Source organism: Paenibacillus sp. FSL P4-0081 (genome assembly GCF_000758565.1).
Classification (GTDB): Bacteria; Bacillota; Bacilli; order Paenibacillales; family Paenibacillaceae; genus Paenibacillus_AQ; species Paenibacillus_AQ phytohabitans.
The window spans coordinates 6,344,494-6,365,163 of record NZ_CP009280.1; the positions used below are offsets into that span (position 1 = coordinate 6,344,494).

The 20,670-nt window shown below is 45.6% G+C and carries 13 protein-coding genes; all 13 read right to left on the reverse strand.

Annotated elements, in window-relative coordinates; translation table 11 throughout:
- Positions 1-3: 3 nt before the first annotated feature.
- Positions 4-1,620: an extracellular solute-binding protein gene (locus tag P40081_RS26930; protein WP_042139268.1), complete on the reverse strand. Its 1,617-nt coding sequence runs from the start codon at positions 1,618-1,620 to the stop codon at positions 4-6.
- A 61-nt stretch (positions 1,621-1,681) separates the two neighbouring features.
- The gene (locus P40081_RS26935) at positions 1,682-2,557 is read right to left on the reverse strand and encodes a carbohydrate ABC transporter permease (protein ID WP_039298828.1); all 876 of its coding nucleotides are present in this window, start codon (positions 2,555-2,557) and stop codon (positions 1,682-1,684) included.
- Complete coding sequence (locus P40081_RS26940; protein WP_231575206.1) at positions 2,558-3,517, reverse strand: ABC transporter permease; 960 nt, start codon at positions 3,515-3,517, stop codon at positions 2,558-2,560.
- A 265-nt stretch (positions 3,518-3,782) separates the two neighbouring features.
- Entirely contained in the window at positions 3,783-5,192 is a 1,410-nt protein-coding gene (locus tag P40081_RS26945; RefSeq protein WP_042139269.1) for a response regulator transcription factor, read from the reverse strand.
- On the reverse strand, positions 5,185-6,930 hold the full coding sequence (locus P40081_RS26950; protein ID WP_042139270.1) for a sensor histidine kinase: 1,746 nt from the start codon (positions 6,928-6,930) through the stop codon (positions 5,185-5,187). The genes P40081_RS26945 and P40081_RS26950 overlap by 8 nt, the downstream gene beginning before the upstream one ends.
- Before the next feature lie 745 nt (positions 6,931-7,675).
- Positions 7,676-9,259, reverse strand: coding sequence for a response regulator (locus P40081_RS26955; protein WP_042139271.1), 1,584 nt, complete (start codon positions 9,257-9,259; stop codon positions 7,676-7,678).
- A gap of 40 nt (positions 9,260-9,299) precedes the next feature.
- The gene (locus tag P40081_RS26960) at positions 9,300-10,913 is read right to left on the reverse strand and encodes a sensor histidine kinase (protein ID WP_331281685.1); all 1,614 of its coding nucleotides are present in this window, start codon (positions 10,911-10,913) and stop codon (positions 9,300-9,302) included.
- A gap of 409 nt (positions 10,914-11,322) precedes the next feature.
- Positions 11,323-12,666: a GH1 family beta-glucosidase gene (locus P40081_RS26965; RefSeq protein WP_042141510.1), complete on the reverse strand. Its 1,344-nt coding sequence runs from the start codon at positions 12,664-12,666 to the stop codon at positions 11,323-11,325.
- 5 nt (positions 12,667-12,671) lie between these two features.
- Entirely contained in the window at positions 12,672-14,249 is a 1,578-nt protein-coding gene (locus P40081_RS26970) for a glycoside hydrolase family 43 protein (RefSeq protein WP_042139273.1), read from the reverse strand.
- Between the two features lie 26 nt (positions 14,250-14,275).
- Positions 14,276-16,042, reverse strand: a complete 1,767-nt coding sequence (locus tag P40081_RS26975) for a family 43 glycosylhydrolase (protein ID WP_042139274.1) — start codon at positions 16,040-16,042, stop codon at positions 14,276-14,278.
- A 46-nt stretch (positions 16,043-16,088) separates the two neighbouring features.
- Positions 16,089-18,770 carry a glycosyl hydrolase gene (locus tag P40081_RS26980; protein WP_042139275.1) on the reverse strand — a complete coding sequence of 894 codons (2,682 nt, stop codon included), beginning with the start codon at positions 18,768-18,770 and terminating at the stop codon, positions 16,089-16,091.
- An 83-nt stretch (positions 18,771-18,853) separates the two neighbouring features.
- Positions 18,854-19,723, reverse strand: a complete 870-nt coding sequence (locus tag P40081_RS26985) for a carbohydrate ABC transporter permease (protein ID WP_039298806.1) — start codon at positions 19,721-19,723, stop codon at positions 18,854-18,856.
- Positions 19,724-19,725: 2 nt separating this feature from the next.
- Complete coding sequence (locus tag P40081_RS26990; RefSeq protein ID WP_039298803.1) at positions 19,726-20,631, reverse strand: ABC transporter permease; 906 nt, start codon at positions 20,629-20,631, stop codon at positions 19,726-19,728.
- Positions 20,632-20,670: the final 39 nt, after the last annotated feature.

Consider the following 20,670-nt stretch of genomic DNA (forward strand, 5'->3'; position numbering starts at 1 on the left):
CCGTTATTGGATTCCCTTTTCGGCGGCAACTTTGGTCGTTTCCTCGATAGCAGCCTGCAAGCCTTTGGCATCCAGAGCTTTAATTTCTTTTTTCCACATCTCAACAGGATCGTCCTTGCCCATGACCACTTTAAACAGGCTGTTCAGAGCATCAGTGCGCAAAGTGGCGACTTTGTCTTTGGCAGGTGTAGACATGGTCATGATTTCAAAATTGATAGGCACAGGTTTCGCCGTTGTTTTAAGTTCATTATACTTGTCAATGGACATTTGGTCGTATGCCGCAAGATTCGGATCCGAGCTTACAACTTTTTGGCCTGAATAGAGAAATCCGCCGTACCAAGATGCAAGAGAACCTAAGGCATCTGTAAAAGGATATTTATCAGCCAGCGTTTGGCCTTCCGGTAGCAGCGAAACAGCTTTTCCGTTCTCCACTTTATAATCCGTACCTTCAATACCGTTTTTTAGTTTTGCTGTATATTCATCGCCAATCATGTAATCAACGAGCCGTAACGCCCGATCAAACTTGGCATCATTCATTTGATTGCTGAAATAAAGTTCCGACCAGAACGGTGTCTCCGCGAACGTATACCGTTGACCGTCCGATGCCGGATACCAGTCCAAAAATCCGTAGGCATCCTTAAATTCAACATCGGGATTTGCCTTAATAAACGGTTCAATATTGGTGGCGGTAAGCTGACCGAAGAGCATGAAGGATTGCCCGTTCACAAACTTCATGGTGCCGTCGCTATCCTTTTGAATCGCGATATCCTTGTCCAACAGTCCTTCCTGATACAGAGTACGCAATTGTTTCACTCCTTCGTACATCCGTGGGGATGCAAAAGCAGGAATCCATTTTCCGTCCTCTTTGACCCAGGATTTTTCGTTTGATTCTTCCGGGAAGCTGCCGAGGAAGGCGGTGAGCAGATACGGCTTGTTCGCCAAAGAAATTCCGGTTACTCCAGGATGTTGTGCTTGAACAGCCTTGATCATGGCGACCAAATCATCAAATGATTTTGGCGACGAGGTATACCCTGCTTGTTCGGCCCAATCCTTGCGGTAAGAAATTGGTCTGTCCATCGACCAATCACTTGAACTAGGATAGGTCATCCGCGGAATCATATAATATTTACCGTCAATCTTAAAGGATTGAATGGACGGTTCCTTCATAAGTGCTTGAATGTTGGGATACGGGCTCAAATCTTCGGGCAACGGTTTAATGATCCCTTGCTTGGCCCAGGTAGTGTAAAGAGCCAGGTTACCTGCAAGATCATTTGGAAAGAGATCAGGAAGTTGGGAAGAAGCCGCCCAGACTTTCAATTTTTCGAGCCAATCATTCCAGGTAATTTGCACCGGCTCGATGGTTACATTAAACTTTTGTTGAAGATCGTTGAAGACAGTGTCACTCGTATTTCCAGCAGCATTAAATGTGTCCTGAATTCCCCACAGAGCCACTTTTAGTTTTTCATTTTCAGTTACAGTATCCGTTGATGTCGATGGCGACGATGCTGTCGATTTCAAATTTTCGTTCGAAGCCCCTTCGTTCGCCCCACCACATGCCGACAAGACAGTCGTCAACAACAGTGCTGCTGCAACCGTACCCATCATTCGATTCTTTCTCATAACAATATTGAGCCTCCCTTTAACTATATTTATCTATAACAACAATCCATGATTGTTATTATCAACCTTTGACGGAACCCAGCATAATACCCTGATTAAAGAATCGCTGTATGAACGGATAGATGATCAAAATCGGAAGGGCGGAAATCATAATGATGGCGGCCTTCACAGACTCCCCGTAAAATCTGGACGTGCCTTGTGCCATTTGTGTAGCCGTCGCACTGTTCAGCAGAGCGCTTAGATTAGTGATCGCATTTCGTAGCACCAGTTGCAGCGGGTAATATTTAGGATCATTGATAAAGAGCATTGCGAGCCACCATTCATTCCAACGATCGACCGCATAGAACAGTGTGATTGTTGCAATAATCGGAAGCGATACTGGAACCACGACACGAATCAATACTGTAATATCGTTTGCCCCATCCAGTTTGGCCGACTCCTCCAAAGCCGGAGGAACGGTACCAAAGAAGTTTTTCATCAAAATCAGATTGAAAGCGTTAACGGCAACCGGCAGAATCATGACAAACAAATTGTTCTGCAAGTGAAGATTTTGCAAAGTAAGAAAATAAGGAATCAATCCGCCGGAGAAAAACATCGTAAAAATGATGCCGTTCAAAATCGCATTACGGCCAGGCATGGTTTTTTTTGAAATAGCATAAGCTCCTGCTGTTGTTACGATCATGCTGACAACCGTGCCCACGACTGTCACAAAAATGGATACGAGCATCCCTCTTGTCACTAACCCCTCGGCAAATAGATATTGGTATGCCGAAAAGTCAATGGAACGCGGCCAAAGAAAAATATGACCGCTGCCCCTGTCATTTAAGGTTGAGAACGAAACAATCAAAGTTTGATAGAAGGGGAATATCGCAAGTATCGCAAGTATGCCGAGCGCAAGCGCTAGAAGTACATTTGTTAGGTTTATTCTCTGTCTCATTTATAGGCCTCCCCCATCCGACATCTTATTCACAATGGCATTTGTACTGAATAAAAAGACAAAACTGATGACTGATTTCAGCAATCCTACCGTGGTGGAATAGCCAAATCCCGTCGCATCGATAAATGCGGTCTTGTATACATATGTGTCCAGAATTTCCGAATAATCAGCCACGATCGGATTGTACAAGTTGAAGATTTGATCAAACCCGCCGTTCAACAGATTGCCCACTGCCAACACCAGAAGAATGAGAGCTGCTGCTTTTACCGCTGGCCACGTGACAGCTTTTACTTTCTGGAACCGGTTAGCTCCATCCACCGTAACCGCTTCGTATAATTCCATATTGACCCCGGCGATAGCAGCCAGGTAGATGATCGCAGACCATCCGGCTTCTTTCCAAATATTCGATATAAATATAAGGGCCGTAAACAAGCCGCTATTTGACAATATTGTGTTTTTCTCAAAACCCAACAACGACAATAGTTGATTAATTACTCCTTGATCACCCAATAATCCGATTAAGATGCCACTCAGAACGATCCAACTGATAAAATGAGGAAACGTAAGGGCAGTCTGATAAAACTTTTTCAATCGTTTGAAGGGTAATTCACTCAACAGAATAGCGACAATAATCGGAACAGGGAACTCAATGAGTAACCGGCCTAATCCGATCAGGATGGTGTTTCGAAAGGCTTGATGAAAATTTTGATCAGACAATACAATGCGGAAATTTTCAAAATGGTTCCATGGACTTCCCAAAATACCCTTCGAATAGTCAAATTCCTTAAAGGCAAGGAGAATTCCATACATGGGGATGTAAGAAAAGACAATAAAATAAATAATCATTGGCGCCACAAGCAAGTACAAGTACTTGTGTTTTTTCATTTCCGTCCAAAGATGCCTTTGCTGATTCAGGCCCCCGTTCGTGGAAGTCAATTGGTATGCAGATGAATCCCTCAAAAACCCTCACCTCTTTTTTGTTATGATTTAATTGTAAGCGCTTTTTATCCCGTTCTACATTAATTATCATTAGCATTATTTGCACAGGAATTATTGTTTTTTCGTAAACACATTTTGCTCCGACTAACAATTGTGCATATTTCTAAGTATGGTACATAATCATATCTGGAATTAATCCGCACAAAAAAGCCTTCAAGAATTAACTCCATATCTTACGATATGGTTGCCTCTTCTTGAAGGTCTGCTTTTTTAATAACGTTACACTTTATGAATCTCTCCGGTAAGCGCTTGGGGACATACCTTTGATACGTTTGAAAAGACGGCTAAAATAAAAATAGTCACTGTAACCGGACTTCTCTGCGATCTCGCTGATCGTCAAATCAGAATTCATTAAGAGTTCGCAAGCGTATCCAATCCTTAGATTCGTTAAGTATTCCGTAAATGTACGGCCTGTTTCTCTTTTAAATAACTGGCTTACATAATTTCCGTTAACGCTAAACATATTCGCAAGCAGCGGGATCGTAAGCTCTTCACGATAATGTTCATCAATATAGGAGCGGATAGCCATCAGCGTACGATTGCCTGCAAGCTTCTGTCCACCTTTGCCTGCCTGCCTATTCTTCACTTCAAGTAGTCCGTGCAGGTACTCAAGCATGTCCATAACGGAATGAAACGAGCTGGTTAGCTGGTCGAAAGAGTACATAAAATCTTCAAACGGCTCCTCATTCTCCTTATAAATTAACATAGTGATCATATTATATGTGTGCAGCGCATCCGGAATTTGCAGCTTGCCCCCGCTAAATTTTGCGGCCAGTTGCTCAAGATTGAAGCTCACAGCGGCGATATCATTCTCTGCAACGGCCTTCTCCAGGCCCTTCAAAGCATTCTCCTTAACAACTGCCGGCCTGAACTCAGAGATGGTGTTGGTCACAAAATATTGATATGCATGAATCTCAGCTTCTCGGATGGCTTTCTGAAGGGCAGCAAGGTCATAGAAGCGGTCGCTCCAACCAAAGCCCTTAAGGGCATCTGTATAAGGCTGATCCGTCAGTAAATTTTCGGGGATTATGTGGCCGGCGATCAACCAGGCATACTTCTCCAGCCCTATGCGGAAGGCAACTCCCCTATTCCGGGGGCCGAGTTTGCGGGTAAGCTTCCCAAGGAATACTACTATTCTCATTCCCTCCGCTGCTTGCGGATCTACACCTGCCAGACGGATTGCTTCCAGCTGATTTCTCTTATTCTCAGGCGGCTCTGCTTCAAGGAATGCCAGGAAATCCAGCTCTTGTTGTTGATGGCGTTCCAATAGTACATTCTTGGCCTTCTTAAGAAAAGGGACAATCTCCGCTTCATCAAAGGGCTTCAGGCAGTACCCGAACGCACCATAATGGATCGCCTTTTGGGCAAGGGCAAATTCAGCATAGCCGCTTATAATAATCATTAGGGCAGGACAGGAAGCCTCGTTCAACTGCTTGATTAGCTCAAGACCACTGATTCCCGGCATTCGGATATCTGTAAAAATAAGATCCGGCTTGACTTCATCCAGCACATTCAATGCTTCAGCTCCGCTTAGCGCATACCCGGCCACCTGGAAACCGTAGGCAACCCAATCTATGCTGGCAATCAAGCTTTTAATTACCAGCTCTTCATCATCCACAATAAAAACGTTATACACTGAAGTCCTCCTTGTACGGCAACCGGATGACGACTTCCGTTCCCGTTCCCCATTCGCTCTTTATGATAATACCGTAGTTTTCCCCATAACGCATTTTAATCCGATTGTTGACATTCACTAAGCCAATAGCCCGGGCCTGCTTAGCCTCTTGCCGAGCTGTTAAGCCTGTCTGAAGCTCCATGAGCTTATCCCTCCCGATTCCGACACCATTATCACGGATAGCAAGGATTAACTGGCCTTCCGATGCCATTCCCGTGATTATCAAGTGACCTTTGCCCATTTTGGGCTCAATTCCATGGAAGATGGCATTTTCAACAAGAGGCTGAAGAATCATTTTGGGAACCTGGCAGGTTAGGATCGAATCCTCGATCTGATAAGTAACTGTCAACCGGTTAACGAATCGGATCTGCTGGATGTAAATATGGCTTTGGACCAGCGTAATTTCTTCCTGCAGGGGGATGATGTCTGCAGCTTTGATGCTGTACCGGAAAACATAAGCCAGGGACTTGACCATATGAAAAATTTGCTCAGAGCCTTGCTCTACAGCCATTCCCTTGATGGATTCCAGTGTATTATACAGAAAGTGAGGGTTGATCTGGCTCTGGAGAAAAGATAATTCGGCCTGCTTCTTGACCAACTCGGCTGTGTAGAGCTTAGTATTGCTCTCCAACAGTGAATTTGTCAGCTCGTCAATTTCATCAAGCATCCGGTTAAACTGGTTTGCCATGATACTGATTTCAGCATATCCCTGCAGATGGATTCTCTTAGATAAATTATGGAGCAGGCCCAGTTTGAAATTGCTCATAAAGTTCATCAGCTTTTTCAATGGCCGTAATATATTGTTGACGACCAAATAGAACGGAAGGATCAGTAACAATATGGAAAGAATCAGGATTAAGAAAGACCGTCCCAAAATTTCTTCGATGCCGCTTAATAATTCCTTCTTGGGCAGTATAAATATCAACTTGCCTTCAAGGTCTTGAATCATTCCCTCCTGCATGAAAGAGTCCTCTTCTTCATCCTTCATCACGGCCTGGGAATAAGGGGAACCGGGCTTTACCGTTTCAACGTTGGAAGAGAACAACTGCCCTGTTCGGTCCAGGGCGTAAAGCCGTGCTCCTTCAATTTCGGCCAGCTTATGAGGAGATCCCAGTAGGGCATTGGCTTCAACCACTATCATCAGGGTTCCAATCCGGTCCTTTCGCTCAAAATTGGTTATTGAATAAATCGGACAGCCGATAATAAAGGTGCTGCGGTTTAACCCGCCAATCACAATGTTCTGAACACCGGAATAATAGTACAGCCGCTTTTCGGGAACTTCGCTTATAAAGGGAGCCAAATTATTGATATCGCCGTTCAGATTGATTTGTGTCCCATCCGTTCCGAATAGGGCAATATCCAAAATGCCTTCCTTCATACTCATCATATCGGACATGTAATCGGTCAATTCGGAATAACGTTCGTACTTCACTAACGGATCGGTTTCATTAAGGTAAGCCTGTACGATGGTACGGTTGTAGGCAGTCTTCTCCAGTATTCTTTTCAGTTGATTGCTGTTAGAGGAGATGGTCTGGTTGATCTGGCTAATCATTTGTGCTAAAAAATTGCTATTCTTCTTACCTACCACTTCCGCTGCTTTGGTATAGTTCATGATTAAATTCAGAAACACAACGATCACAACCACAGCTACCAGCATCGATAGCTGAATTCCAATCCGCAGTCTTTTTAATTTCTTCACAGTGTCACAACCTTATCCTGAGACTAATTCCATTATAATCACCCTCTCCTTGTTTTAATATATTCATTATAATTATTAGCTATTTGATGAAGATTGTGCATTGAGCATTTTTTTAATACGACATATTCTTTAGGATTCCCTAAGAGAGTGTGTTATTTACCGTAATCATAATAAAAGAAGCCCGTCAGCCAGAATGGATGACAAGCTTATTATTATTCATAATCGTTATTCTCAGAAGTGCTATTCTGTTTATTTCACAAGTACGTTGGTAGCTTTCCAAAAGCGCTCTTTATATTCATCGCGATACTTCTCGGGTTCAAAATTTTCCGTTAACTGTTCAATAAGACTTTTAGCCATATCCAGTTCCCTGCGGTCTGCTTCTCCTTATCAGGCAAGTTTGAAATTAAGGATCTGTGACAAAACTCCTCCGCATAGAACATCTTTACTAGAGAAAGCACTCCGTCCGTCTATCCCCCTACTGCGGCCAAGCTGCTTTTCTGGCAAATCGTTATCTGGGCGATGCCGATTTTTGTGTGTTGACTCGAGCGCACTCACAAGCAGCTTATACGCATGCTGACCGGTCTCTTCAGGAGACAGGTAATAGGATTTTGATAATAGATAGGATCAATCTCAGACAATTTCAACTGAGCTCTCCGAAGCCCCTCGACTCTCTCGGACACCTGTCGGGAACTCATTTTGAATTTCATGGCTTCACCCTATGTGGTGCTTGAGTAGCTAAGTACATTTAAACAATAGGCAGTTTTTTGCGGAAATCTCTAGGTTTACAGCCTGTGAATTTTTCAAACATTCGCGCAAAATGCTGTGCATCGAAATAACCGACCTTCTGGCAAATTTCGTATACTTTCAAATCTGTATTTTCCAGCAGTTCCTTTGCTTTATCGATTCGCAGCTGGGTCAAGTAATTCAAGTAGTTGTCGCCCGTTTTCCGTTTAAACAATTGGCTCAAATAATAGGGACTGATAAAGAAACGGGCGGCCAAGTCAGCAAGACTGACCTGTTCATTGTAATGCTGAGACACGTAGAGCTTAATTTCCGAGATAATATCCTTTCTATGGGATAAATGATGCTCCACCTTGAAACCGATGATTCCCCGAATGACTTGGATCATCCACTCCTCCAAATACTCAAGCGTCCTAAACCGCGAGAAGCCATCTAAAGACAGAATATGTCTGCCTACCAGCTCGTTCTGCTGCAGCTGCTGGAATGACAGCTTCCGGATACTTGACAGAAGAATGTTTAAACACCACAGCTGGAGATCTGCCGGGGACATTCCTGGCTCAGCTGTCATTCCCCGGAAAATCTCGTGGATTATAGTCACACACTCTTCCTCATCCATGTTATCAAGTGCAGCTTCCAGCTTGGATATAACTTCTTCAGGCACCGGATAACTGCGGTCTGTTATTTTTATAATCTCATTAAAGGAGATTACAGGATCTCCTCCCTTAATAACCTTGTAGCTTAATGCATTTCGCGCTTCTTCAAAGGACTTACATATCCCGGTTGCTTGCTTATACACACTACCCATTCCTATGCTGATCTGCAGATTCAGATCCCGGTAGGCCGCCTTTTTCAGCTCCTGAATCACATGAAGCAACCGGTTGTGCATAATATTGCTGTTGTGTGCAATCACAATGGCGATTTGCGGGCCGAAGTACCGGAAGCGGTATACTTGATGGTAACTTTTCAAAGTCCGGTCTATCAGATGCAGCAATGGCTGAAAACCAATCTCCTTCAGCGCATCAGTGCTCCCCTCAATTTCAATCAGTATAGAATTGAACCATATACCTGCTGTTGGAATTAGTGCACCGTGAAGCAGTTCGTCTACCAAACGGGTCTGATCATTTCCGATATCAAGAATATCCCGTAAGGTTTCTTCCTGAATTCGGCTATTCATTGCATGCTTTAATTCGTTTAATCCCTGTAGCTCGATCTTCTCTGCACGAATACGATCCGAGACCTGATTCACACTGTCGCGCAGCTCTTTTTCCTCAACTGGCTTGTTAATGTAGAACTGTACTCCAAGCTTCATCCCTCTTCGGGCATACTCAAAATCTGCATACCCACTTAACAGAATATATTTCGTCTGAACGTTTGTTTCTTCCAGCATTTTGATCATATCGAGACCATCTGCTTTGGGCATACGGATATCCGTTATTGCAATATCGGGACGAAGCTTTTGTATCATTTCGAATCCGTCCAGCCCGTTATAAGCTTCGCCGACCACCTTACATTCTGGAAGATAGCGGCCTATGATCTTTTTGAGCCCTTCCACAATACCTTTCTCATCATCTATAATTACTACTTTCATACCAATCTCCTCCTGCTGTCTTTTCTTTGCTACTGTCTTTTCAAATCCTCGGTATCAGAATTTCAATCATTGTCCCCTCCGCAACACTGGGTAAGATGGTTAAATAGTAGTGGTCACCGTAATGAAGCTTAATACGTTCCGCAATATTTAACAGTCCCAAGCCTTTTCCAGTTTGTTCAACGTTGAACTCCAGCTTATATTTATGCACATCCGCTCCGTTCAAAAGCGAGTTCAGCTCTGATTGCTTGTCCATACTCATGCCAGCTCCGTTATCCATAATCCGGAACAACATTTCTCCCTGTTCCGTCCAGCTGCCCTCGATCCTAATGTCCAGCATACGGCTATAGTCTTCAAAACCGTGATTTATGCTGTTTTCAACGATCGGCTGAAAGACCAAGGGGATGATGCTGCACTCCAGCATTTCATCAGGTATTTCAAGCTCAAGCTGGAACATCTGATCGAAACGGATATTCTGAAGCTGCAAATAGTTTGCGGTGTATTCCAGCTCATGCTTAACGGAATGCTGCTTGCCTTCCTTGGCTAAGACCAGCCGGAACATGCGTGCCAGAATTTTAATCATCTCAGCAGTCTCATCATCATCCTTCATCAAGGCTTTCATACGTATAGACTCTAAGGTATTATAGAGCATATGAGGATTGATCTGATTCTGGAGAGCCATGAACTTTGCCTGCCGCTGTTTGATTTCCCCGATATACACATCCTCGATTAACGTACGGATTGTTGTGATCATTTTATTATAGCTGTGTACCAGACTTCCAATTTCATCATTTGCCTGCTCCTTGTCTATAGCCAGATATTGGCCAACTTCCGCTTGTTTCATACTTCTTCGAAGCGCTTTTATAGGCTTTGTAATGGTATAACTTAAGCCAAACGAGAACAGCGTGATAACCAGACAGCTCATCAGAATGACAACGACCGTCATCACTTTAATTTGATTAATCTTTTGTAAAAGCCTTGAGCGGGGGATGTCAGTTTTAATTAAAAGCTCACCTTGGGAGGTCCTTCCCAATAACACAATATGATCCTTGATTTCGTTACTCTTGATGTAGCTGGCGCTTGAGTCCAGAACCTCCTTCCAGGATAACTTTCCGCTGGCAGCATCAGAATGATAGACTATTTGTTGATTAAGATTAGTAATAACCACACTTATACCGTACTTGTCCCGAGCCAGAATGAACTCATGATCAAGCTGTAGCAGGGTAAAGGGATCCAAATCGATTAGCAGCATGCCTGCATAAGCTCCACTCGAGTTGAACAGCACTCTTCCCGCTGTCACCACAGCTCCATCCCCTTTATCCTCATAGTAGGAACGGTCATGCAATCCGGTAATGAAGAAGGTTTCATTCGAATCCCGCAGCCCTTTATACCATTCCTGGGCCAGTAGCATGTTCTCATTCACTTTGTTCGTTGAACTGCTGAACTGATACACACTGTCCTCTCTGCTGACCAGCATCACCGTGCTCATCTCGGATTTGAGCAATGCGACCCGCATCAGTAAACGCTGAACAGCAAGTCTTTGATTAACCAATTCATCAAAAGGCAGGTTCTTCGTATCGCCGAGGCTGTAAATGATATCGTTATCTACAAGTACTGACTTTGTTACTTCCTCGTATTCTTTTAGAAACTCATTCAAAGTGCTCCTTATTTGCGAGGTATACAGAGAAGCAAATTCCTGAGAAGAATCCTCTAGCCCCTTTGCGGATTGCTGAAATATGAATGCGCTTACAGATAATAGCGGGATAACGCAGACCAACACATATCCGAGCATTAATTTGTTTTGCAGCTTCATATTTCTTATTCGTGAAATAAACTTCTTTGCAACCCGTTCCACTCTATATCCAATCCTTCCATAGTTTAAGTCACTTCAACATTATCATACATGAAAACACACTATAAGGAGTTAATGACTTTTGGAATTCAACAATAAAGGAGTCGATCTGTATCAAAATATATTAACCACATTCACTTTCCATACACAAGAAAGTGAACGTGGTTAAGTATTTGTCTATTTTAAATAATTCAACGTGCCGGAGCGATGCAGGTCAGACTTCTATCCACCCGTTAGATATCACTTTTTTATACCAGTAAAAGCTGTCTTTAGGGGTACGTATTAACGAAAGGAAATCCACATGAATCAGACCGAAACGCCTGTTATAACCATCCGCCCATTCAAAATTATCCATTAAGGACCAGGCCATATATCCTTTAACTGGGACGCCCGCCTCGATAGCCCGGCTTAACTGGGTCAGATGCTTGCTCAGGTATGCAATCCGCTTGGCATCCTCAACTTTCCCCTGGATCGGATCGCCATCATAACAGGCTCCATTCTCTGTGATATAGATGGGTATGGCTCCATAGCGGTCTTTAATATGGACCAGTACTTTAAATAAACCTGTGGGATAAATCGGCCAGTTAAAGTCCGTCCGGTCATATCCCTCATCAATATCCTCAAGCTCAAATAATCCGTTATCTTTCTTGTAACGCCCCAAAGAGCCTGTATAATAGTTGATTCCAAGAAAGTCGATTGGTTGCTTAATCTCTTCCATATCCCCTTGACGGATATTCACCTTCGCTCCCACAGCCTCAAAAGCCTCAGTCATAAATTCTGGATATTCGCCTTTAAAAAGTGGGTCCATAAACCATTCGACCATCCAGCCTATTCTCCGGCGGCATGCATCCATATCCTCTTGCTTAGAGCTAAAAGGTTCTCGCCAGCTTACATTCGGAGCATAGCCGATTTGCCCGGGAATCTCCAGCTTGCGGAACAGCTTTACTGTTCTGCCGTGAGCGACCATGAGATGATGGGCAACATCAAGCGCACTTTGCAGATTTTTTTCTCCGGGAGCCAGGTCTCCAATGTAGTGGGCTTTGAAGGAGATACACCAAGGCTCATTGAAGGTAGTCCAGTATTTAATTTTGTGCTGAAACTGCCTAAACATCTCTTCGGCATACCGGGTAAAAGCAATAATAGTCTCCCGGTTCTTCCAGCCCCCTGTATCCTGCAGCGCTTGAGGAAGATCCCAATGATAGAGGGTGCAAAAAGGTACAATTCCGTTCTCGAGCAACTTGTCCACCAGACGGTGATAGTATTCCAGCCCCTCCTTGTTCAGTTCCCCCGTTCCATCAGGAATAACTCTGGACCAGGAGATAGAGAACCGGTAAGTACGCAGCCCGAGTTCTTTCATATAAGCAATATCTTCCTCATACCGATGGTAGCTGTCACAAGCGACATCCCCGTTGTCACCGTTACGGATATTTCCGGGGGTATGCGCATAGGTATCCCAGATGGATGGGCCGCGGCCCCCCTCATTCCAAGCTCCTTCTACCTGATAAGCTGCTGTTGCGGCCCCCCAATAGAAATCTTCAGGAAACTGTATTAATGACAATCTGCTCACTCGCTTTCCTTATAGATAAAATAATCAAAATCTGCCTGGTACCGGGTGCCGCTTAAGTCCTGTACACACATGCCTACTAATGTACCAGTAAAGCGCAGAGGCTCCGCAGCTTCATCCGAAAGATGCAAAATATTGATCTCCCCGCCAATGGCACACCAACAGCCCGCTTCAATTGCATAATAGAACTGTAGGCAGTCACGATTGACAATGGCCTTTAAGTAGACCGGACGGGAATCCGGCAGCTGCAAATCAGCTTCGAGCAGCTCATCGTATACCCCATGCTTGGATTGGATAATCCCAATTACTCTGCCTTGCTGCTCAAGATGGGTAATCCTTAAATACACATAATCCTCTGTGTTGTAATACAGAATCAGGCCGGCCATTTGCTGAAAGCTCACAGGTTCAAATTCGATGACCGTCTCGGCTTCCATGCACAAGGACTGCTGACGACGAGCAACCAGGCTTTGTCTGTGACAGGAGCTTAAGGACTCCATTCCCTTTAATCGCAGAAAGCCTTGCCGCTCAACGAGTGAGAGCCAGCCCGAATTGGGCGGAATCCGCAGGGTGTTCCACTGGTTAGCCAATTCAGGTGTGTCGAAGTCATCTATCTCCGGTTCCTGCTCAAACAGATGAAGTGGCAAGACTGGGGCCTGTACCGTAGTATAAGGAGAATTGTCTCCCCCCTCCAAACGGAGCCACTCTTCCTCATCCCAGTAACATTTTTGCAGTGCTGTCTCCCTGCCCAACATACAATGATGACCGTCCACCGGTCTTGCGCAAAGATGAGCCATATACCATTCACCATTTTGAGTTTCAACTAAGGATGCGTGCCCTGCCTTTTGCAGTGCCAGACCGGGTTTGCCACTGCTGGTCAGCACCGGATTCAGCGGATCGACTTCGTAAGGGCCATGAAGACAAGCGGATCGCGCGACAGTAACCGCATGCTGATACCGGGTTCCGCCTTCTGCAGTAATCAGGTAGTAGTAGCCACCCCGCTTATACACATGTGGGCCTTCTGTAAATCCTAATTCTGTTCCTTTAAAGATGGTTATAACCGGACCCACTAGTCTTTGCTCCGCCTGCGAATATTCCTGAATGACAATGCCTCCGAACTTGTTCTTTCCCTTGCGGAAATCCCATAGCATGTTGAGCAGCCATTTCCGGCCGTCATCATCATGAAATAACGAAGGGTCAAAGCCACTGCTGTTCAGATATACCGGTTCCGACCACGGACCTTCTATGTTTGCTGCTGTTACCAGGTAGTTGTGCGTGTCCTTAAAGGCGCCTTTGTGGGATTTAACATCTGTATATATCAGATAGAAGAGACCGTTATCAAAAGTCAGGCAAGGTGCCCAGACACCGTCGGAATCTCCATTCCCGGACATTGATAATTGTGAAATCCGATCCAATGGCCGTTTCAGCAATCTCCAGTGAATGAGATCCCTGGAATGGTGGATTTGAACTCCCGGAAACCACTCGAAAGTAGAAGTGGCTATATAGTAATCGTCTCCTACACGTAAAATAGACGGATCAGGGTTGAATCCCCGCAGTACGGGATTGATAATGCTGTTCATTGGCTTCCTCCAATCATAGGGTTCGCTTAAACCGCTTGTTTCACAACGCCTTCGGTAATCCCCGATTCATTGAACGCATCCACTCGGACATATACCGGCTGGCCTTGGATCAAGGCCTTGATGGTAACCTGATGACTGCCGAGTACCATGTAACTATGATACAGTTTATCTGGCGCAAATCCCCACAACACATTGTATCCAACCGCATAATCCCGATCCCAGGATACGGAAAGATCAAGCTTACTCAAAAGTTCGGTACGGACACCGCTCACCTCACCAGGAAGTTCGCCCGCGCTGATTCCGAAAATACGGAGACCGGAAATACAAGCCTGCTGGTTATAAGGAAGCTTTCGCACCGTACAGCGTATATATCTGGCTTTCACTTCGCCTTCCAGTATAATGAAGTCATGCGGCAAATCGGAATCCGCTTCCGATTTGTCGGTAAGCATGAAATACGTTTCACCGTCCAAAGAGCCTTCCAGCACCCATCTTGTGCATTGACGGGTTTCATCGATAAATCTACCTTTATGCATCACCGAACCTGCAGGAAGCGGAAACTCCAACTGATCGTCAGCAAAATTGATTTGGATGGCGGCGATGCCACAGGGCTGCTGCAGATCGACTTCCAGCCATTGTCCGGGAGTGGAAGATGCCGCCTTCCACCATGTCTGTACATTCTCATTGGTTGCCAGTGAAGCCTCATATCCTGCTGCGCAGGAGGAGGCGTTGGCGGGCTTCCCGTAGGAGAGCAGCATCCACTCCGGGGCTTTCCAAGGGTCCATCGCCGTTTGTTCGATGCTATAAGGCCAATCTCCGTAACGTTGGTTGCAGAACAGTTCTCCGTCCGCATCGAAGCCTGCCGGCCACAGTCCCACCCGCCGTTCAAAAATATGATTCACACTAATTCTCATCGTTGAAGCATGCCATAGATTTCCGTACTTGTCTTTCATGGTCGATCCGTGTCCTGCCCCGGGAATAAATCCTCCCGGCTTGTACGAGAACGGGTTATTTGCCGCTAACGTAAATGGCCCCAAGGGTTGGTCCGAAATGTAGACGCCGTCGGAATAAATATTGTTCTCCGTGGCCGGGGAGGCATACTGCAGATAATACTTGCCATCATGCTTATCCATCCAAGCTCCTTCAATATAAGGAGCGTTGCCGAACTTAATTCTAAGAGCATTCATTTGTTCTTCCTTCAGGTCGGGAATCATACTTCCATAGCTTACAACCAATTCTTCAATTTGTTCGGGTGTCTTAGCCATGTGATTCTCGCCAACTCTTTCATAGCCATGGACAACGGGTTGGCCAAAAATAAGCTCCTGCGGCTCACTCTTCAGCTTCATGTTCTCAGGATTAAGCTCCACTCCATAAATCGGCGTCAGATTAGAGCATCCCCAATAGAAGTAAATCCTTCCGTCATCATCCATGAACAGGTTAGGATCCCAGAAAGGAAATGTTCCTTTAATTTCTTCAAAACCTTCGTGAATCGGATCTTTCGTTCTGTAAAAAGAACAAACTCTTGACTTGTTGGACGCGGAGAAATAAAGATATTCACCGATCACCCGTACATCCGGAGCATAGTCATAAATCGGCACATGCTCTAACGAATGAAAGGACCAGCCGGTCAAATTGTCGCTTACCAGAAAGCCCGCCGTCATAGAAGGAAACAGATAGTATTTTCCGTGAAAGAGCACCAGGGAAGGGTCCGCCCCTTCCCTGTGGGCTATTATTTTGCCGCTTTCATCGGTGAGCTGATATTTGTATTCCATGTTAAGCGGATTGCATACGTACATGTTTATAAATCTCACTTCCCTTCGTTACGCTGAATTGCCGCCTCCCCTATTTCATAGTGGCTGCACTTTTTTTTGCAATCGCTCTGATCTTTACAGGACCAAGCAGTCCGCTTGGATCTTGTTGGGAAAAGGAGGACAGGAAGTCACGCTGGTCTTTGGCCAAGGTATTGGTAACCTCAATAACCAACTTGTTGGTTCCCTTACGGATGAGTCCCACGATCTCCATGTGGTAGGGTGGACAGAGGTTTAGACCCGCATGCTCACCGTTCATCCATACTTCCGCAGTCTCATATACCTCCCCTAATTCAAGCAAAACTTCGTTACTTGACCCATCCCACTCGAATTCCGTTTCATAGCGGAGGGTTCCTGAGAATTCTGGCAAATCATCAGGTCCACCCATATTCTTCAAAGCAGCTATGGTCCCCCACTCCTTGAACAACGGATAATGATCCGCATCCGACAGGGAGAGAATCCATTCTCCGTTCAATTCCAGACTTGTCTCCGCCGCAATCCTCATTGGCTCGGCAAGCAGACCGTTCAAGGCAGGACCGTGGAGCAGGACGATTGATTCGTAGGGATGAAGCACAATCTCAACTGTTGCTGTACCGCTCTGTCCCACGATATCCATGCAGCTCAGCTTATTAAGAAAAGCATTATAGGCATAGACATCGCCTTGGACCGGCAGAGCAACCGTTGTAGAGAGGATCTGATTCGGGCTCTCGTTAAAAAACATAAAAACTTCCAGATCATCATGGACATAGTGATAATTCCGCAAATAAGGCTCGTATTGCTGAACTCTGACATCGTAATAGCCTTCTGCAATTTGGTCATGTGCCAGCTCATCCAAATCAACCGTCTTCACCTTCGGATGCGCCAGAAGCATCATGAGTTCAGCAGATACATCGCCCCCCTCACTTGAGCGTTCAGGCAGTCCGCCGACAAAACGGATAGGTAGGCCTTGCTCAGCCAACCGGACCAACCGTTGTATCACCGCTGCCGGGAGTGCTTCCGCATAAGGTACGATCAGGCAGCTGTAATTCTCACGATGGACATGCAGCTTCTGATCCTGGACATGCGATGCCTCCAGAAGAACATCTACAGGAATAACCTCGCAATCAATTTGATGCTGCATCAAGACTTTGACCGGCTGATGAAAGTACATAGAGTTGCCTGACCATTCAGCTTCGGCATGATAGACTACGGCTGCGGTAGCCACATGAGTTCCACCGGAGATTAAATGACTGATCCGGTTAATATACTGATTCAAATAACCATAGTAACGGTACTGGGGGTTTTTCCCGCCAGCATACATATGCGGTGGACAATCCGGCTCCGGAAATGCTTTTTGGGTAAACGCATGCGGGACAAAATGATTGACGCCGCGCACAAGCATATGGTCAGTCAACCATTTCATCAGCTTCAGCCCTTCTGTCCAGCCATACGCTCCATAGACTTCACACATCGTCCGGCCTTGTTTCTTCGGATCGATGTGCCCGAGCGACACCCCTAGCTTGGCGAGGCCATAGTGGTAGAATTCACTGTCCGTCTCTCCCCCAGTTGGCTGGCGGAAAGATAATTGATCGAAACCGGGAACAATTTGCCATAGCACTACATCAAGGCCGGACATGTCTTGTCCCCAGAGGGAGCGGAAGAAATGTCCGGTACCTGGACCAAGCCTCGCATGCACATTGTTGTCTTCAAGCACATGACCGATATATTCGACCCCACGGGCTCTGCACCACTCTCCGATTTGATTGCAGAAATTGTCCGCATACAACCTGCTGATGATATTCATATACGTGTAGCGGACAATGTCCGATTGTTCCCCGGCATCATGCCAGAGAAGATGCAGCTGCGCAAGGTAGCCCTCACCTAGCGCCTGCTCCAACAAGTCTGGCATTTCACTGCTCCAGGGAAGCGGCACTCCTTGTTTACCGGGCCTTGAATTGAAATCGAAGGTCGTCTTGTCATTATAAAATCCGGGTTCATCTGAGAAGAAGCCGGCAAAGGTCTTGCCAAAATCCGCTTTATAACGTTCAAATACAGGCTCATACACCGTATCGAGCAGGATGCGAACCGAATTCCGCACCAGCGGATTCAAATAATCCTCCTGCTGTATACTGCCGCCTTCCCTATTCTCTGAAACAATAAACACCCGCCAGTATCCTTCAGGAATATCCCAGTACAGGGTACCTTCCCGCACCAATTCAGTAAGGTCTACAGTTTCGCTGAGCAATCTTCCGTTGGCTGGGTCACGGCGGACAGCCACCACAGAAATCAGCTTGTTGATCCCTCCGGCGTAAGGCCGCAAGGAGAAGGTCGGTCGCAGTCCTGTCATTAGCAGAGTATCAATCAGCAGAGAGCTGCCCTTCGCGGGACCCAGAGTATCAATAAAGCGTTCTCCCAGGAACTTGCGCTGAAGCTCCTCTGAAGCCTCCTTCACCTTGCCTGCCGCATGTCCGGTAGGAAAATGATCGTCATCCAGCAGCCATACCTTCATGTTCCGCTTACGTGCCTCATCCATAATAATATCCATATCCTCCCACCACTTCGGACCAAGAAAGTCGGGATGGGGGCGTGCCTCCACACACAACGCTCCGATTCCGGATTCATGAACCCGGGTGATCTCCTCCCGAATGACAGCTTCTTCCTCGCCGTGCTGCCAGAGAAAAGGAAGAATATAATTGTGCTGCTTACCCTGCAGCACTTCCGTTAAACGACTGCTCATGTCTACCTCCTGCATAATCTAGTTCTGTCTTCCTTTCTTTTGCCTGTATCCTAGATACGTCCTGATACACTTATTTTAATAAATCAGCCCTTGACGGAACCCAGCATTGCTCCTTTGACGAAATACTTTTGCAGGAAAGGATATACAATAATAATTGGAATAATTGCAAAGATAACTGTTGCTGCCCTTAAAGTCCGCTCATTGTAATTAAGTCCCATCGTGGATGTAGCCCCCGCCATAATAACACTGTCATCGGTGATGAATTGGCGGATCTTGATTTGCAGCGGAAACCAATTAGTATCCTGCAGGAAAAGCAGCGGATGCTGGAACTGATTCCATAGTACTACACCATAGAATAAAGCAAGGGTTGCCAGCACAGCCTTGGACAGCGGAAGCACAAATTGGAACAGCATTCGGAAATATCCGCTTCCCTCCAGAAAGGCCGCTTCCTCAAGTTCCTTAGGGAATTGCTTGAAGAAGGTTCGCATGATGATTAGATTGAACGGATTTAAAATATGCGGTACGATCAGAACCAACGGGTTGTCATACAGACCAATACCGCGTACGGTCAAAAAGTACGGTATGAGGGGCGCCTTGAAAATCATCGCGACTACAACAGCCATCATAATGACCGAACCCCACCGGAATTCCGGTTTTGATAATGGATAAGCAAACAAAGCGGTCATCAAGAGGGCCAATACGGTACCAATCAGAGTCGTGCTAAGTGTCAAAAAGAATGATTTCCATAAATCAGGTCGATCAACAATATATTTCCAAGAATCTAAAGTGAATTGCTTCGGCCATAGGGTGACCAGGTTCATATCTACGGCACTTCTGGAGCTCAAGGAAGTGGAGATTACAGACACAAGCGGTATTAGCGCCATGACAGAGAGCAGAATGAGCAAGCCAGTAATGACTCCTACAAACACTTTCTCTTTTCTTGCTTCAAGCATAGTTACCAGAGCCCCCCATCTGAAATCTTATTGGACAACTTGTTAAATGTGTAGACCATAATAAATCCAATGACAGATTGGAATAAGCCTACTGCAGTTGCAAAACTATATTGCCCCTGCTGAATACCCGTCCGGAACACATACGTATCCAGGATATCCCCCACGTTATAGGTCATAGGAGTTAACAAATTATATACCTGGTCAAATCCAAGATCTAAGAAATTCCCGATATCGAGCAGGAAAAGCACAAGCACGGTAGGAAGCAGAATCGGGAATGTAATATGCCTGATTTGTCTGAGTCTGGAGGCGCCGTCAATCATTGCTGATTCATAGAGCTGAGGATCAATGGCACTGATTGCGGCCATGTAGACTACCGTTCCCCATCCCGCATCCTTCCATATGGAAGCCAGGACATAAATAGGTCTGAAGTATGCGCTTTCCTGCATCGCCAGAACAGGCTCAGCCCCAAACCATCCAAGGACAATGTTGAACATCCCGCTTAATGAAAAGAAATCGAACAGAATACCTCCCACGATTACCCACGACAAAAAGTGTGGAATGTAGAGTGCAGTCTGAACTCCTTTCTTCAGTGCTGATTTCCGGATTTCATTGATCATTAGTGCCAGCAGCACGGGAACCGGAAACACAATCGTAAGCTTAAATAGTCCCAGCAATAGAGTGTTGCTGAATACATTGAGAAAATCAGGATGCTGCAGCAGCGTTTCAAAATGCTTAAACCCTACCCAGGGACTATCAATAAATCCCCTGAAAACGGAATAGTCTTTGAAGGCGATTACAGCACCGGCCAGCGGAATGAATTTAAACACGATGAGAAATATCATGCCCGGAATTGCCATCACATAAAGCGGCCAATATACCTTCATCTGATGAGATGCAATAGATTTCAATGTTTCCCCTCCCAAATTCTCGTTGTTGAATTCGTTTAC

Excerpts from the sequence above, each read along its gene's own strand:
- P40081_RS26930 (WP_042139268.1), bottom strand. The coding sequence starts at position 1,620 with ATGAGAAAGAATCGAATGATGGGTACGGTTGCAGCAGCACTGTTGTTG.
- P40081_RS26935 (WP_039298828.1), bottom strand. The coding sequence starts at position 2,557 with ATGAGACAGAGAATAAACCTAACAAATGTACTTCTAGCGCTTGCGCTC.
- P40081_RS26955 (WP_042139271.1), bottom strand. The coding sequence starts at position 9,259 with ATGAAAGTAGTAATTATAGATGATGAGAAAGGTATTGTGGAAGGGCTC.
- P40081_RS26970 (WP_042139273.1), bottom strand. The coding sequence starts at position 14,249 with ATGAACAGCATTATCAATCCCGTACTGCGGGGATTCAACCCTGATCCG.
- P40081_RS26975 (WP_042139274.1), bottom strand. The coding sequence starts at position 16,042 with ATGTACGTATGCAATCCGCTTAACATGGAATACAAATATCAGCTCACC.
- P40081_RS26980 (WP_042139275.1), bottom strand. The coding sequence starts at position 18,770 with ATGAGCAGTCGTTTAACGGAAGTGCTGCAGGGTAAGCAGCACAATTAT.
- P40081_RS26985 (WP_039298806.1), bottom strand. The coding sequence starts at position 19,723 with ATGCTTGAAGCAAGAAAAGAGAAAGTGTTTGTAGGAGTCATTACTGGC.